The organism is Parasphingorhabdus pacifica, assembly GCF_054779195.1.
This window is the reverse complement of sequence record NZ_BAAGYS010000008.1, coordinates 165,960-180,575: the sequence shown is the minus strand read 5'-3', so window position 1 is coordinate 180,575 and position 14,616 is coordinate 165,960. Positions and strand designations below refer to the sequence as shown.

The window sequence follows — 14,616 nt, the reverse complement described above, 5'->3', positions numbered from 1 at the left end:
AACTGGTCCTACAGTCTTCCTCGGGGTGGTGTTCGCGGTCCCGCTGATGTTGTTCTGGGGCAAGTACTCGACCGCGGACAAGATCGAAGTACTGTACGACGACATCGCGGCTCAAGGGCTGACGCCTCCCGACAGCACTTCTGCTCACACCAAACCCGGCCGGTCGCAGAAGAAACTACTGGCCAAATGCTTCCGCGACCGCAACATCACCTTGACCGCCGGGACCACGCTGCTCACACAGGTCGTCTACATGGGAATCAACGTGGTCTTGCCAGCCTACCTCTACAACGTGATCGGACTGTCCTTGTCCGAATCAGCCGGTCTGAGCGTGGTTTTCACGTTCACCGGGATTCTGGGCCAGGTGCTCTGGCCAACCCTGTCCGACATCATCGGGCGCCGGGTGACCATTGTGATCTGCGGGCTGTGGATGGCGCTGTCGGTGGCATGCTTCTACTTCGCCACCTCATCACTGCTCGTGGTGATCGTCCAACTCGCATTCGGTCTCGTCGCCAATGCCGTGTGGCCCATCTACTACGCAGCGGTCTCCGACACAGCTCCTCCCGGCGCGACTTCCACCGCGAACGGTATGGTCACGACAGCGATGTTCCTCGGCGGCGGCCTAGCACCGCTTTTCTTGGGGAGCCTCATCTCCCTTGGCGGCGGCTGGAATGCTTCCAGCGGGTATGCCATCTGCTTCTTCGTCATGGCCGCCTGCGCCGTACTCGGTGTGCTCCTGCAGCTCTTCGTAGGACAAGGACGCGACCGGCGCAGTCGAACTTCAGTCACGGCCCCAGCGGGCAACTCATCTCGCCAGTAGTAAGGCAACGGCTCGGACACCGTTGCAGACGCGGCGACGACTGGCCTGAACGGGCCCAGACAGAAAGGTAAGGCTCGATGAATCGGACTGGCACTGAAGCAACTTCGGTGATCGTTGCGGGGGCGCGGACCCCGATGGGTCGGCTGTTAGGTTCGTTAAAGGACTTCTCGGGCGCCCAGCTGGGCGCGATCGCCATCGCCGCTGCGCTAAAGCGGGCCAGCGTCTCCCCGGAACAGGTCGAGTACACGATCATGGGACAGGTACTCACCGCAGGCGCAGGGCAGATCCCGGCCCGCCAAGCCGCGGTCGCGGCCGGCATCCCCATGGACGTGCCAGCGCTGACCATCAACAAGGTGTGCCTGTCCGGCCTAGACGCGATCGCGCTGGCCGATCAGCTCATCCGTGCCGGCGAGTTCGACATCGTCGTGGCCGGCGGCCAGGAATCGATGTCCCAAGCCCCGCACCTGCTCACCGCCTCCCGGCAGGGCGTTAAGTACGGCGACATGCCCATGCTCGATCACGTGGCCCACGACGGCCTGTTCTGTGCCTTCGACCAGACGGCCATGGGGGCGGCCACGGAGAAGTACAACGCCCGCTACGGCCTGACCCGAGCCGAGCAGGACGCCTTCGCGGCGCGGTCGCACCAGCGCGCCGCCGCGGCCGTCGAGGAAATCTTCGCCGAGGAGATCGCCCCGGCCACCGTTCCCCGGCGTCGGGGTGAACCGCTGGTCGTGGACAGGGATGAAGGTGTGCGGCCGGAGACCACGGCCGACGGGCTAGCGAAGTTGCCTCCGGCATTCGCCGCGGATGGGACGATCACGGCGGGCAGCGCGTCGCAGATCTCCGATGGCGCGGCGGCGGTGGTGGTGATGAGCAAGGCCAAGGCCGAAGAACTCGGGCTGTCGTGGTGGGCGGAGGTCGGCGCGCACGGCGTGGTCGCCGGGCCGGATGCGAGCCTGCACGAGCAGCCGTCGAATGCGATCAAGACCGCGTGTGCCAAAGAGAACCTCGCGGTGTCCGGGCTGGACCTAGTGGAGATCAACGAGGCGTTCGCAGCGGTGGGCATCGCCTCGACCCGCGCTCTCGGCATCGACGAGACCAAGGTCAACGTCAACGGCGGGGCGATCGCGTTAGGGCATCCGATAGGGATGTCGGGTGCACGGCTAGTGTTGCATCTCGCGCTGGAGCTCCAACGTCGCGGTGGGGGCACTGGCGCGGCAGCCCTGTGCGGGGGCGGCGGCCAGGGAGACGCCCTGATCGTCCATGCACGCTGAGGCATTTGGCGCCGGTGCTGCTTACTCGCAGACGAGTCCCCCAGCTCTTCACCAAATAGCCGGGGGCGGCCGCGATCGACAACTGCGGCCACATTCCCAGGTGGAGCAACTCGAGCGCACTATAACGATCGTCGATGCTTTCCTCCACGGTGATCGCTCTGCGAAAACAATCAGCGAGGTACCGCCGTGTGCGCACCCGATTCTCGGTGCACACACGGTGAGTTCCATGTAGCGGGTCTCGTTCCAGCGCTGGCACAGCGCTCATGGCGTAGAACTTGACCTGGCATTCGACGCTGTGCTCAAAACCCGAACTCCACGACATGCGGCGACCAGGAGCCTGGACACCTTGGCCAGCTCGGCTGGCTGGCCGGGTTCGGAAGTAGCACACCGCCGGGCGGTCTTGCTCCGTTTAAGGCCAGGCGAGACGCCAAGACACCTTGGGGGAATACAACACGAGAATAGCCCCTGACCAGGGAATTTGCGATGACAGCCCAAGCAGCAACAGCAGCCACAAAATCCCTGGTCAGGGGCACAGTTCGAATCTCCGGTGGAGGTTGCGGGAGCTCACTCGAACACAAAAGACCAGGTCAGTGCGCTAGAAGCACTGCGGCAGAGCCTGCCGGAGCTGTATGCTCCGCCCCAACCGACACCAAAACGAGCAAATCCCAGCCGCACCTGGCGCCTACCCGACGACCAGGTACAGCAACTGATCGAGGACTACAAGTCCCGGCTCTACCGTCTACGAGCTGGGTGATCAGTTCGGCATCGAGCGCCGCACCGTGTCCGCGATCCTGCATCGCCACGGTGTCCCGATGCGTCGGCGCGGCTTGTCCGAGGAGCAGATCGACGACGCCGTCCGGCTCTACAACCACGGATGGTCGCTGGCCCGGATCGCCGCACGCATGGACGTCGTCGCCGGCACCGTCCGCCAACGCCTGCACGAGCGCGGCGTGACGATGCGGGACACCCAGAGACAGCCTCGGGTGGGTGATGCCTCATTCGCCTTGCAATTCGGCACCGACGAAACCACCGCCACCCTCTGCCCATTCATCATTGATGGCCTGTTGATGACTGCCACCATCGAGCTATGGACGGCCGACCACCGCCGTCTGCGCTATCGGTCAGTGGAAGGCGTGGCTGTCGTTCTCCCTCTGCATCGGGTTGTCAACAGGACGCTGTGCGCCAACATCGCCTCCGCACCCCAGCTGAACGCCTTCGCCATCACCGTGGCCGCCAGCCCACCGCTAGCGCTGCTGCTATCAGTCGAACTCCTCAACCAGGCACTTAAACGCCGCCGCTTGGAGACGGCAAGCCGAGAGACCGTCCAAAGGTCTGACGAGAGCACATCAACACAATCGCACTCGACGAGCTCTCGCGAGGCCAGCCCGTCACCCGTGGCACACAAGGAGGCCGAGGACGTGCCATCGCCGCGCACGGCGATGAACAACGCACCAGGTCAGAGGTCGGACGCCGTCCCCGAGCCGCCGCACGGCGAGTGCAGCGACCCGCTGCGTGAACAGGCGTATCGACTCAATGCCGAGCACTGGAACCTGTACCCGTCGGGATACCCCGCAACACCCGTCCCCGACCCAGACCACTCCAAGTGGTGTCCGGCAGAGTGGTGTACGTCCGGCCCTGATGGGCGTGGCGTCGATGTGTGGGGCGGCCACCGCGTGATCCTCAGTAGTGAGTTCCCGCTCATGACCGAGGAGATCCACGCGATGACCGCGCATCCCAGTATCGACCCTGCCCGATTTCTGCACGAGTACCACGACCTCGACACCCGCACCGGCACCCTGGACGTGGCGATCCTCAAGCTGCCCTCGGGTTCCTACTTCCCGGACTGGCCACTCGAACGCCGCCGCCGCGCCGAGGCCGCCCTGACCTCGGTGGTGGCGACCTGCTACCTGCTCGGGGTCTCGACCCGGCGGATGGAGAAACTCGTCGACTCCCTGGGCATCACACGACTGTCACGCTCGCAGGTCAGTGCGATGGCTGCGGAGCTCGACGAGCAGGTCGCGGCGTGGTTGGTGACCTGCCCAGCCGCCACGTTGAGGCCAGCGAGCAGGTGAGGGTTCTGCTTCAGCGCATGCCGCCTACCAGCGGCCAGCTGCATGAGGTAGGGCAAGGTCCCGTCCTCCAAGGCACGGGTCGAGGTCGCAAGTGGTGCGCCGGGCATGTTCGCGGCGCAGTGGTGCACAGCTCCATCGACGGTGAATGTGAGGTCGGCGGGCGGTTGGCCGCGAGGTCTCGAAGCACCCGCCCTGGTCGATCGCCACGTCGACAGACGCGGCTCGGTCCGGCAGAAGCGCGAGCTGCTCGCGGGAGATCAAGTGCCGTTGTGGGCGCGCACGCCTTCCGGCGTGATCGCCGCTCGCTGCTCGTCGGGTTTGCTCTCGGTCGGAACACCGTCTTCATGGAGGCCTTCGTCATTCCGCTACGGCGGTCCCGGCGCGCTGGTTCTTCCTGCGCTTACAGGTCGTGATGGCTTGATCGAGGATGCTGATCGCGGTGTCGATCTCCTCGTGCGTGATCGAAAGCGGAGGAGCCATGCGCAGGCAGTTCGTCTGTGACCCATCGCCCTTGACGATGTTCATCGACAACCCGAGCCGCAGACACTCCTCGGTCACCGCCGCCCCGAGCTCGCTTGCGGGTTCCTTGGTATCGCGGTCGACGACCAGTTCCACGCCGACCAAGAGGCCTCGACCGCGGACGTCCCCGATCTCCTCGTGCAGATCCTGCAGCTTGTGCAGTTGGGCCGTGAGGTACTCGCCCATCTGCGCCGAGCGCTCGACGAGGTTTTCCTCCTCGATGACCTCCAGCACGGCCACCCCGGCCGCGGCGGGCATCGGGTCGGACACGTGCGTGGTCAGGTGCATGAACCCGTTGTCGGCGCAGCGGTCCTCGATCTCGGCACTGGTGATGGTCGCGCCCAGCGGGACGCCGCCACCGAGCGTTTTCGAAACCGTCAGGATGTCCGGCGTCACGCCGTCCTGCTCGAAGGCGAACATCGTGCCGGTGCGGCCGAACCCCGTCTGGGCTTCGTCGACGATCAGGAGCATGTCCCGCTCCTCGCACTTCTGCTTCGCCGCTTCAAGATAACCGTCCGGCAGCGGGATGATGCCGCCGGTGGACAGCACCGGCTCGACGACCATCCCAGCGAGGGCCCCGACGGAGGCTTGGTCCACGGTCTCGAACCCGACGTCCAGGCAGAGCTTGTCGCACGCGTTCTGGCAGTGCCGGATTGGGCATCGGTACTCGTACGGAGCCGGAATGGCAAAACTCCCCGGCACGAGCGGTCCGTAGCCCTTGTGCCCCATCGAGAAGGTCACCGAGTTCGTACCGGCCAGCAGGCCGTGGTAGCTGCGGGTGAGACCCACCATCTCGAACTTGCCGGTGTAGGCCTTGGCCAGACGGAAAGCGACCTCGTTTGTCTCCGAACCGACGTTGAGCAACATCGACCGCACCAAGGGGTCCGGCAGCAGCGCCGCCAGGCGACTGGCCAGCTCCAGCACGTCGTCGTTGACCATCCACGAATTCAGGTGGATCACCTCGCGCAACGAGCGCTGGATCGCCTCCACGATCTTCGGGTGGTTGTGCCCCAGCGTCGAACTGATCTGGCCGGAGGTGAAGTCAAGGATCCGCTCCCCCTCCTTGGTCGTGATCCACGCGCCCTCCGCGGTGTCCACCACGAACGGGGCAAAGTCCCCCGCGTAGCGGATCAAGAACCGCTCACGCTCGTCCTGCATCTTGCGCTCCTCATCCCGGGCATCGGTACTCGCCCAAGACGACCACCACATGCACTATGCTGGATGCAGCATGCTGGATAGACGACAGATCGTCAACCATACTGTATGCCGCGCATAGGAAAGTGGCCCTCGCCTGCTTGAGCTTCGCCGACGCTTCGTCCACTAAACTGGACCCGAAGTACACGAGAAGGGACGGAGACGTGACCGCGAGCGCCACCGGATCCGGGCAGAATGCCTCGTCCACCGAAGAAGAGCTGGGGCGGCACATTCGCGACGCACGCCTCAGCCGCAGCCTGACGCTCGAGCAGCTCGCCAAGCGGACGGGCCTGTCGCGCAGCTACCTCAGCAACGTCGAGCGCAACGTCAACAGCCCGACGATCGGGTCACTGCGCACCATCCTGGACGCCGTCGGCGTCTCCCTGACCCAGCTCTTCCGCACCGTCGAGGCCGAGCGCCACGCCGTCGTGCGCCCTGCCGACCGCGTCGAGATCGCCCGCACCGGCAACGCCACCATCCGCTACGAGCTGCTCAACCCGAACCCACAGGGCCGCCTCGAAATGCTGATCATGAAAGTGGCGCCGGGCGCCTCCTCCGGACCGCTGGCGCACACGCACGCCGGCGAAGAGGTCGGCTTCATGGTCAGTGGCCAACTCCGCTACTGGGTCGATGAAACTTCCTACGACCTGCAAGCCGGGGACGCGATCAACTTCGAATCAACCAGGCCGCACCGATACGAGAACCCCGGCGACGAAGAGGCCGTCAGCGTCTGGGCGCTCACTCCGCCTAGCTTTTGAGCACCTGCAGTAATCGGATCGCACGCCTCAACGCGTGTCGCCGAGAGCCTCCGATCCCGCCGCACTCGAATCAACGACCAGGCCGTCTTCGCACCAACGAGCTGCTCGTCAGTCGCTCCAGAGTTGCAGGCAGGCGGCCAAGGAATTCCTCGTGTGACCGATCCTCAGCACGGGCCCGTTCACCCAGGCACTCGACGGCCTCGGCCAGCGAGGGCGCTTTCAAAGCCCTTACGAGATAGGTGATCTCAGCGATAGAGTCACCGGGGCTGGCTCCGCGATAAGCTTCACCCGTGTCTCCGCAGGGAGGTCGACCACGAATCTTCAGGGCCGTTGGCGATCGTGACGGTGCAGGTCGGCGCATCCGGAGGGATTAGCGGAGGATCTCCACTCGTGACCGCGATGCGGATCTGATGCCCCTTGGCGAAGCGCCAGTGGTTGGGGCTGATCGCCACCGTGTAGTCGTTGAATTCGCCTGGGGCGGTTGCGACCTCGCGATCATCGCCTTCGCGGTGCCTTGCCTTGAGGTACCCGTCGGTGGCGGCGACGACCTTCCCGTCAGGGGCGACGTCCTCGACCTTGACCACGAAGTAGCCGTCGGGTGCGCTCAGTGCCGCCCGCAGGTGTACGCGCGGGGTCCCGCCACCACGGCGCCGTTGGTCAGCGGGCCGTGGTGAACGTCAGCCGCTGTCGGTCGGCGATACTCTGATCCGCAGCTGGATCCTCCGGATAGACGTTGTTGTTCCCCAGCCAGGAACGGGCTGGGCCGTCGACCGGATTGACGTGATAACTGGTGTCGCCCTCGGGACCAGGGCGCTCAGACAAGGTCCGGTCCGCACCCAAATACATGCGCCTGGGCCGAACATCCGACGGCGGCCACGCCGAAATTTCTTTCCACCTATCACCGCCGGCCACCGGCAGCTCGAAACTGGTGACGCGGACGGAGGGAAGCGGGGCGCTCGGCGACTGCATCAGCCAGTGATCCCACCAGGCGAGCACCGCACCGAGCGGGACCGGGGCATGCGGCTCCACGTGAGCCGGTATGTGCTGCCCCGGCCCCATCAGCAGCCATGTCTGGCTCGATCGTCCGGCAAAGCCGTCCGCACCGACTGGTCCGGCACGAACCTCGACTTCCTCATCGCCGCCGCCCGCCCCTGCGCCGGCCACGCCGCCTCGGTCGTGGTGCGCAACACCCACCAGGTCCACGGCGCCATCGGAACCACCCGCGAACACCGCTTGCACGAGTTCACCAAACCCGCACTCGCCTGGCGTTCGGAGTTCGGCTCAGTCCACCACTGGGACGACAAGCTCACCACCGCCGCCCTCGCCGCCGATCCTGCGGATCTGTGGACTCGCATCACCGCATAAGCCGTTCGCACGTGCACACGCCCGCCCACGCGTCGGGCAGAGCTCTGCTCAGGCATGGAGACCCCGCCATGACATCAGGCCCGTCCACCAGCGACCGCGGCCGCACGCGCGGCCACTACATCAGATCACTGATCGCCGGATCATCGGCAACATGATCGAGTGGTTCGACTGGTTCGTCTACACCGTCGAATGACTTCTGAAACCAGTCCTCGATAAGTCACGCCTTCCGCGTACCGATCGCCTCCAACGATTCATGCTGGCGAGACAGCCGGTGCAGCCTGTTCGCCAGAGGGCGAAACGATGCCCGGCCTATCCTTCGCGCAGAAACCCTCCCCGACTGCTTCATAGACCCCTTTACTTCACCACTGGGTTTAGCGGCGACCTGGGGAAACAGGGATGAGCACGCCGCTGGAGATCTCTATTGTGTGGATCGCCTCGCCGCCGATACCGAGCATGCTCCCTGCCCACGCCGCGTGCAGCGACATATCCGTTCAGCGACATTGCAACGCCGATCTTGCTCAGACCTTCAAGATCACCACAAGGACACATCCCCTCGCGATCACCTACGGTCCGATCATTGCTCCCCCGCATAGGGCACGATCGCCATACATGCCATGCGGAAGGACGACGATGAACCGCGATGCCTCGTCTATCCTCCGTATACGAGAGCCTCCTCGAAGCCTCTTTCGTAGACCCTTTTACTTCGCCAGTTACACTTGATGGCGACCTGGGAAAACGGGCGTGAGCACGCCGCTGGGGCTCCCGAATACTGGGGGTCAAGGGGTCGTGGGTTCGAATCCCGCCGTCCCGACGGCTGAAGTAGCAGGTTACGGGGCTAGTGCTTGATCGAGCACTAGCCCCGTTTCTGTTGTGCGTGACTATCTGCGTGACTACGGCTCCGGAGTGGCGCTCGGGAAGAGTTGATCCATCGCCGTTGCGCCCCCGATGGTCACGGGCCGGATCTGCTTCCGGTAGACGGTCTCGGTGACCGCCGTGCCGCTGTGGCCGACCATCCGGGCGATGTCCTCCACCGGCATACCGGAGTCCGACAGCAACGAGACGAAGCTGTGCCGCATCTCCCGCGGAGTCCACTCCCCCGGCACCAGGCCCGCCGACCCGATCACCTTCCGGAACGCGCGACGCACATTGTGCGAGTCCAGCTGCGTGCCGACGGCTAAGGGAAAGACGAGGGTCTGATCGCCCCTCCCCCTCCGCTTTCCTCCGAGCTTGCTGCCGCACGTCTCGCGCGAGACGCGGTCCACGACCTCATCCAATGTGGACGAGTCGGGAACGATCAGCTCCTCGACACAACCAAATTCGGTTATGCTCATCGGCCGCAACGTCAACGACTGCACCATGCTCACCCGGGGCATCGACCAAATCAGATTCAGGCAGCCGGGTCCCGACCCACGCAACCAGGCTCAACCGGATTTCACGGACAAGCGCTACTCCAACCGCGCCGCACCGAATGTCACTGAACCGAATCAGCAGGTCAACCGGCATCAACGCGGCCGAACCGCGGTTGTCCAACTGAGATTCGACCGCACCGCCATCCAACACTGTGCGGCAAACCACCGATCAGCCGACTAACCAACGTCTCCGGACGTCAGCCCTAGTGGCCGCCGACGAGCTCGCCGGTGAGTCGTCCGTGCATGGTGGCGCTGCCCTCGTTCAGGCCGATGATCTCCACCGACTTGCCGCGGTCCTGGTACTTGGTGGTGATGGCGTCGAGCGCTGCCACCGTGGAGGCGTCCCAGATGTGCGCGTCGGTGAGGTCGATGATCACCGAATCGGGGTCGCCGGAGTAGTCGAACTGGTAGACGAGGTCGTTGCTGGAGGCGAAGAACAGTTCGCCGGTGACCGCGTAGACGACCTGGGTGCCGTCCGGGTCGGTGATCGCGGTGACGTCGACGAGGTGGGCCACCCGCCGGGCGAAGATGACCATCGCGGTGATGCTGCCCACCACGACGCCGATGGCGAGATTGTCGGTGGCCACGACGATGCCCACGGTCACGAGCATGACGGTGGTTTCCCCGGTCGGCATCCGCTTGAGCGTGTTCGGGGCGATGCTGTGCCAGTCGAACGTGCCGAAGGCCACCATACTGAAAATCCGTCGCAGCGCACCTGCGCGGCGGAGTCCCATACCCTGCGGTATGCAAGCCGGGGGATCGGATCTCGGGTGGCGCGGTGCGGCCGCAAGAAGCGCGTTGACGGGACACGGCGTTGCTGACTGCTGGCTTCTGTCCGCGCACCGGCCATTACAAGGTCGATACGTATACTCTACCCTGACGTGACAGTAGATTCTACGCGGAAACTGTACCGGGGACGGCATTGACGGACACGCACGCCCCTCGCTGAACTGATCGACGACAATCTGCTCGTAGCTGCTGCCGCGATTTAGAGAAAGTGCTTCGCTTCATAAGCGAATCTGACTGTAAAAGACCGACCGTGCCAAGGAAAACCGACCGCCAAACCCGGCAACCTGTGCACCTGTAATTTGCGCCGTCCCGGAGAACTGCACCGTGTGGTGCGGGCACGGCTGCCACCGGAACACGCGGCGGCTCGTAGTCGGGCGCAGGACGACAATCAACGCATATGCGCGGCACAGGCAGTCTCCGTGGGAACCGACAACACCGGCTCCCACGGGGACTACGACTAGCACTCCGCGGTCGCAGCTCCATCGTCGCCCGCCATCATTGCTTCCAACTCATCGGAGACCAGCTCCGCCAGCTGCGTGGTCGCTTCTTGGCGGATCCCAAGGTCGGTGGCTGCCGCGTGCACCGCAGACCGCAAGTCCGGCGTGCTGGAAATATGGCCGACCGTGCCCGAGATCAGCTTCGCGGGGATATCCGCCGGAAGACCGAGGCGAGTGGCTACGTCGGTCGCGATCGCCCGTGCTCCGGTGGTCGCCGAACACACTCCGGTCTCAGGCAGCTCGAGTTGCACGTCCCGGGCCGCCTCCCAATCGCCGGCCAGTGCCGCCGAGATCGAGCGGACCTGCTCGTAGCCGGTCGCCATCAGGAACGTGGGAGCGCGACCGTAGGATTTCATGCCGACCGCGAAGTAGTTCGGCTCGGGATGCGACAGCTCGTCCACCCCGTGCGGCCGCACCGAGCCGCAGGAGTGCAGATTCGGATCGATCAGCGGGGCGAGTTCTCGGGTGCACCCCAGCACCGGGTCGAGCTCGAGACGCAACTCGTCGGCAATCGAATGGTCGGGGCGGAATCCGGTTGCCGCGATAATCCGGTCGACGACCACCGTCTGCTTTCCGTCCGGACCACCGGCGGTCACCTCGACTCGCTTGTCGTCGGTGAGTTCCAGTGCACGCACACCGAACCCAGTCAGCAGCTCGATGCTTCCGGAATCGACGAGGTTGCGAAGTCCGGTGCCCAGTGCGCCGCGACCGGGAAGCGCGTCACCGTCACCCCCACCGAAGGCACCATCTGGGCTTGCCCCGCGGACCGCCCAGGTCACCTTGGTGCCCGGTTCCATCTTCACGAGTTCGGCGAGTGCGAGCATTGTGTTGGCCGCCGAGTGACCTGCACCGACCACGAGGATGTGCTTGCCGGCGAACCGATCCAGGTCCACGCCGAGGACATCGGGCAAGGCGGGCTCAACGAACTCCGCCAACGCCGTCTCGCCGACGGCCGGAAGCCCATTGGCCCCGAGCACGTTCGGATATTCCCAGGTGCCGGACGCATCGATCACGGCCCGCGCGCGCAGCTCATCACCGCCGGAAAGCCGCACCACGAACGGAACCGCTTGACGCCCAGCGGTCTTCACCCGGTCGAAGCCCTCGCGTGACAGCGCCACGACCCGACTCCCGTATCGGATGTGCGGCTCAATCACCGGATGATTCGCCAGCGGCCGCAGGTAGTTCTCGACGAGCTCAGCGCCGGTGGGCAGGTGGTCGGAGTCCGGCAGGCGCCATCCGGACTCTTCCAGAAGCCGCCTCGCCTCGGTATCCGTGTTATAGCGCCACGGGCTGAACAGTCGGACATGGCCCCATTCGGATACAGCCGCGCCCGCACTCGCCCCCTCCTCGAGCACCACGAAGGGCAGGTCACGCCGCGAGAGATGCGCCGCGGCCGCCAATCCCACCGGGCCTGCACCGATCACCACCACCGGCAACGTGTCAACAGAGGTCTCGTTCCGCTCAACCACGGGAAAACTCCTCGATAGACATTTCAACAGCATGAACAACTATCAACAAGGTACACTGTTGAATCGAGATGGGCGACCTCCCCGGCCGAACAAAACACGACCGAGGGATGCCACTCGGAGCTGTCGAGGATCCCCGACAACCGGGCCACCATCACGAATTCGACCGACCCTCGGCTTGGGCCGCCAGCGCGAACACGGCACCGAGCGCCGACATGCCACCGAGCACAACGAACAAGGCCGGGTACCCACCCAGTGCTACGGCGATGGCCGACCCGCCCCACGGCGCCAAGGCGATGGCCAGCATGAGCGGCGCCGACAACAGGCCGTTCAGAGTTCCGTAAGCCTCGGTGCCCCAGCGGTCGCTGATCGCGGTCGCCTGCAGCAAGGTGAAGACGCCACGCGTCATGCCGACCAGCATCGCAACGGCAACCAGCACCGCGAACGGCCCCGGCACCAGCCCGAACAGCAACGTGGTTGCGGCGCAGGCGAGGAAGATCAGCACGGCGCGCGACCGTGCGTTAGTCCAGCGGACCAGCCGACCGTACCCCAGGCGTCCCAGAACTTGCCCGACGCCACTGAGACCAAGAACCCAGGCGGCGAGTTGTGCATCGAGACCCCGCTCGGCCAGCAACGGAACTTGGTTAATGACAACGGCATAGACCCCGAAACCACCACAGGACATGGCCAGCAGCAGCGCCAGGAAAGGGCGGCTGCGCGCGACGGCCGCGGCGTTCCCGTTGGTCATGGCTTGCGCTGCGGGCTCCTGTCTCGGCCACGGCAAGGTGAGTCCGGCGTGCAGCGGGATCGTGATAACGCCGACGATCATGGCGAGGACGAGATAGGTGCCGCGCCAGTTCAGGCTCTCGTTCAAAGCTGCGGTCAACGGGGCGAAGACCGTGCTGGCGAGGCCAGCGACCAAGGTGAGCACGGTGAGCGCGCGCACCCGGTCCGGTCCGTACCAGCGGGTCAGCGCCGCGAAAGCGGGCGGGTAGAACGTGGCGGCCATCGACAGCCCCGCTACCGCCCACCCCACCATGAACAGCTCGTAGGTCGGAGCGTAGGCAATGCCGATCAACGTTGGCACTGCCAGAACCGACCCCCCGGTCATCACCGCGCGCGGGCCACGGCGGTCCAGCCAGCGCCCCACCGCGATGCCCGCCAGACCGGAGACGATCTGACTGAGGGTGAACGCCCACGTCACCGCAGGAATCGACCAGCCCGTCCGTTCGGTGATCGACGGCAAGAGCACGGGAAAGGCGTAGTAGAGCACTCCCCAGCTGGTGATCTCGGTGATGCACAAGGCGATCAAGGCCCGACGCCGACGCAAGTCATTACGAGTCGGAACGATGGTGTCAGTCACGAATGCGTTCGGGTTTCGCATGCTACGAGGTCAGATCTTCGACGTACGCGATGCCACCGATTCGACGGTCCCGTTCACAGCGCCCCCTTTTTGCATCGACATGATTCGATGAAGCGAGCGCAATGTATCGACCAGAGTCGATTGACGCAACCATCGAAACGCATCGATACTCAGCACATGACCTCGACCCGCTCCAGCCCCGAGTTACTTCCCGCCGAGGACGCTTCCACCTACGCCGAGTGGTTCGCATGCCTGGCCGAGCCCACTCGCGTCCGCCTCCTGCACGCAGTCGCGGCCGCCGGGACGAAAACGGTCGGTGAACTGACCGAGTTGCTGGGCATCAGCCAGTCGACCTGCTCCCACCACGTGCGCAAGTTGGCCGATGTCGGTTTCGTGCTGATGCTCAAAAGGGGAACCTCCACCCTCGTGTCGGTCAATCCCGGTTGCTGCACCGGTCTCCCGCACGCCGCCGATGCCGTCATGGGCGCACTCGCCCCGCGTCCTTGTTGCCCCGAGAACGTTCCGTGTGACGTGACGGTCCGGCCACTCGAAGCCGGTGACTGGCCGACCGTTCGGCGGATCTATTCCGAGGGCATCGACACCGGACACGCTACGTTCGAAACCGAGGTTCCCGCGCGCAAGACCCTGGAATCGAAATGGTTGCCCGACCACCGCTGGGTCGCCGAGCTCGACGGCCGGATCGCCGGGTGGGCCGCGGCCGGCGCCGTCTCGAACCGCGACTGCTATGCAGGCGTCGCCGAAACCTCCGTCTACGTGGACAGCTCCTCCCGCGAGCGCGGAGCCGGGAAAGCCCTGCTGCACAAGCTAGTCACCGAAGCCGACAAGGCCGGGCTCTGGACACTGCAGACGTCGATCTTCCCCGATAACCAAGCCAGCCTCGCGCTGCACCACTCCGCCGGCTTCCGCACTGTCGGCGTACGCGAGAAGATCGCCCAGCACCACGGAACCTGGCGCGACACGGTATTTCTCGAGCGCCGTCGCCCTGCCGACTGACGCACGAGCCTGAAGTCGGCGTTCAGCCCGCCCCCAGCAGCCCGGCCGGGGTCGTGACGCAGCAGCTCATGCGGCACCT

11 protein-coding genes and 3 pseudogenes are annotated in these 14,616 nt (G+C 65.1%); 6 read left to right on the top strand and 8 right to left on the bottom strand.

All coding sequences use genetic code 11. The features are described from left to right. Window positions 1–25: 25 nt before the first annotated feature. From ACYVAN_RS12480 to ACYVAN_RS12470, 3 genes and pseudogenes are all read left to right on the top strand, one after another. On the top strand, window positions 26–817 hold the full coding sequence (locus ACYVAN_RS12480) for an MFS transporter (RefSeq protein WP_460959009.1): 792 nt from the start codon (window positions 26–28) through the stop codon (window positions 815–817). 77 nt (window positions 818–894) lie between these two features. Beyond that, window positions 895–2,091, top strand: a complete 1,197-nt coding sequence (locus ACYVAN_RS12475; RefSeq protein ID WP_460959007.1) for an acetyl-CoA C-acetyltransferase — start codon at window positions 895–897, stop codon at window positions 2,089–2,091. Window positions 2,092–3,863: 1,772 nt separating this feature from the next. Then, window positions 3,864–4,118: pseudogene (locus tag ACYVAN_RS12470) on the top strand (transposase); the annotation flags it as partial. Between the two features lie 59 nt (window positions 4,119–4,177). Here the strand turns inward: ACYVAN_RS12470 and ACYVAN_RS12465 are convergent. Beyond that, a pseudogene (locus ACYVAN_RS12465) lies at window positions 4,178–4,424 on the bottom strand (alanine dehydrogenase); the annotation flags it as partial. Window positions 4,425–4,520: 96 nt separating this feature from the next. Further along, window positions 4,521–5,840: an aspartate aminotransferase family protein gene (locus ACYVAN_RS12460; protein WP_460959005.1), complete on the bottom strand. Its 1,320-nt coding sequence runs from the start codon at window positions 5,838–5,840 to the stop codon at window positions 4,521–4,523. A 56-nt stretch (window positions 5,841–5,896) separates the two neighbouring features. Between ACYVAN_RS12460 and ACYVAN_RS12455 the strand changes: the two genes are divergently transcribed. Then, window positions 5,897–6,634 carry a helix-turn-helix domain-containing protein gene (locus tag ACYVAN_RS12455; RefSeq protein WP_460959003.1) on the top strand — a complete coding sequence of 246 codons (738 nt, stop codon included), beginning with the start codon at window positions 5,897–5,899 and terminating at the stop codon, window positions 6,632–6,634. Window positions 6,635–6,918: 284 nt separating this feature from the next. Here ACYVAN_RS12455 and ACYVAN_RS12450 read toward each other — a convergent pair. Together ACYVAN_RS12450 and ACYVAN_RS12445 are read right to left on the bottom strand one after the other, a co-directional pair. Next, window positions 6,919–7,260 (bottom strand): annotated as a pseudogene (locus tag ACYVAN_RS12450) (CocE/NonD family hydrolase C-terminal non-catalytic domain-containing protein); the annotation flags it as partial. A 31-nt stretch (window positions 7,261–7,291) separates the two neighbouring features. Further along, window positions 7,292–7,663, bottom strand: coding sequence for a hypothetical protein (locus tag ACYVAN_RS12445; RefSeq protein WP_460959001.1), 372 nt, complete (start codon window positions 7,661–7,663; stop codon window positions 7,292–7,294). Between ACYVAN_RS12445 and ACYVAN_RS12440 the strand changes: the two genes are divergently transcribed. After that, window positions 7,652–7,999 (top strand): hypothetical protein, encoded by a 348-nt coding sequence (locus ACYVAN_RS12440; protein ID WP_460958999.1) that lies wholly within the window; start codon window positions 7,652–7,654, stop codon window positions 7,997–7,999. The two genes, ACYVAN_RS12445 and ACYVAN_RS12440, sit on opposite strands and share 12 nt — an antisense overlap. A gap of 890 nt (window positions 8,000–8,889) precedes the next feature. Here the strand turns inward: ACYVAN_RS12440 and ACYVAN_RS12435 are convergent. The 4 genes from ACYVAN_RS12435 to ACYVAN_RS12420 all read right to left on the bottom strand — a co-directional run bounded on the left by ACYVAN_RS12435 (window position 8,890) and on the right by ACYVAN_RS12420 (window position 13,523). Beyond that, window positions 8,890–9,330, bottom strand: a complete 441-nt coding sequence (locus ACYVAN_RS12435) for a tyrosine-type recombinase/integrase (RefSeq protein ID WP_460958997.1) — start codon at window positions 9,328–9,330, stop codon at window positions 8,890–8,892. A gap of 281 nt (window positions 9,331–9,611) precedes the next feature. After that, window positions 9,612–10,100 carry an STAS domain-containing protein gene (locus ACYVAN_RS12430; RefSeq protein WP_460958995.1) on the bottom strand — a complete coding sequence of 163 codons (489 nt, stop codon included), beginning with the start codon at window positions 10,098–10,100 and terminating at the stop codon, window positions 9,612–9,614. 554 nt (window positions 10,101–10,654) lie between these two features. Then, a complete protein-coding gene (locus tag ACYVAN_RS12425; protein WP_460958993.1) occupies window positions 10,655–12,163 on the bottom strand; it encodes an FAD-dependent oxidoreductase in 1,509 nt (502 codons plus the stop codon). A 151-nt stretch (window positions 12,164–12,314) separates the two neighbouring features. Continuing rightward, a complete protein-coding gene (locus ACYVAN_RS12420) occupies window positions 12,315–13,523 on the bottom strand; it encodes an MFS transporter (protein WP_460958991.1) in 1,209 nt (402 codons plus the stop codon). Window positions 13,524–13,700: 177 nt separating this feature from the next. On the opposite strand from ACYVAN_RS12420, the gene ACYVAN_RS12415 reads away from it, so the two are divergent. After that, entirely contained in the window at window positions 13,701–14,537 is an 837-nt protein-coding gene (locus ACYVAN_RS12415) for a helix-turn-helix domain-containing GNAT family N-acetyltransferase (protein WP_460958989.1), read from the top strand. Window positions 14,538–14,616: the final 79 nt, after the last annotated feature.

Excerpts from the sequence above, each read along its gene's own strand:
- ACYVAN_RS12455 (WP_460959003.1), top strand. The coding sequence starts at position 5,897 with ATGCTGGATGCAGCATGCTGGATAGACGACAGATCGTCAACCATACTG.
- ACYVAN_RS12460 (WP_460959005.1), bottom strand. The coding sequence starts at position 5,840 with ATGCAGGACGAGCGTGAGCGGTTCTTGATCCGCTACGCGGGGGACTTT.
- ACYVAN_RS12435 (WP_460958997.1), bottom strand. The coding sequence starts at position 9,330 with ATGAGCATAACCGAATTTGGTTGTGTCGAGGAGCTGATCGTTCCCGAC.
- ACYVAN_RS12440 (WP_460958999.1), top strand. The coding sequence starts at position 7,652 with ATGCGGCTCCACGTGAGCCGGTATGTGCTGCCCCGGCCCCATCAGCAG.
- ACYVAN_RS12415 (WP_460958989.1), top strand. The coding sequence starts at position 13,701 with ATGACCTCGACCCGCTCCAGCCCCGAGTTACTTCCCGCCGAGGACGCT.
- ACYVAN_RS12430 (WP_460958995.1), bottom strand. The coding sequence starts at position 10,100 with ATGGTGGCCTTCGGCACGTTCGACTGGCACAGCATCGCCCCGAACACG.
- ACYVAN_RS12475 (WP_460959007.1), top strand. The coding sequence starts at position 895 with ATGAATCGGACTGGCACTGAAGCAACTTCGGTGATCGTTGCGGGGGCG.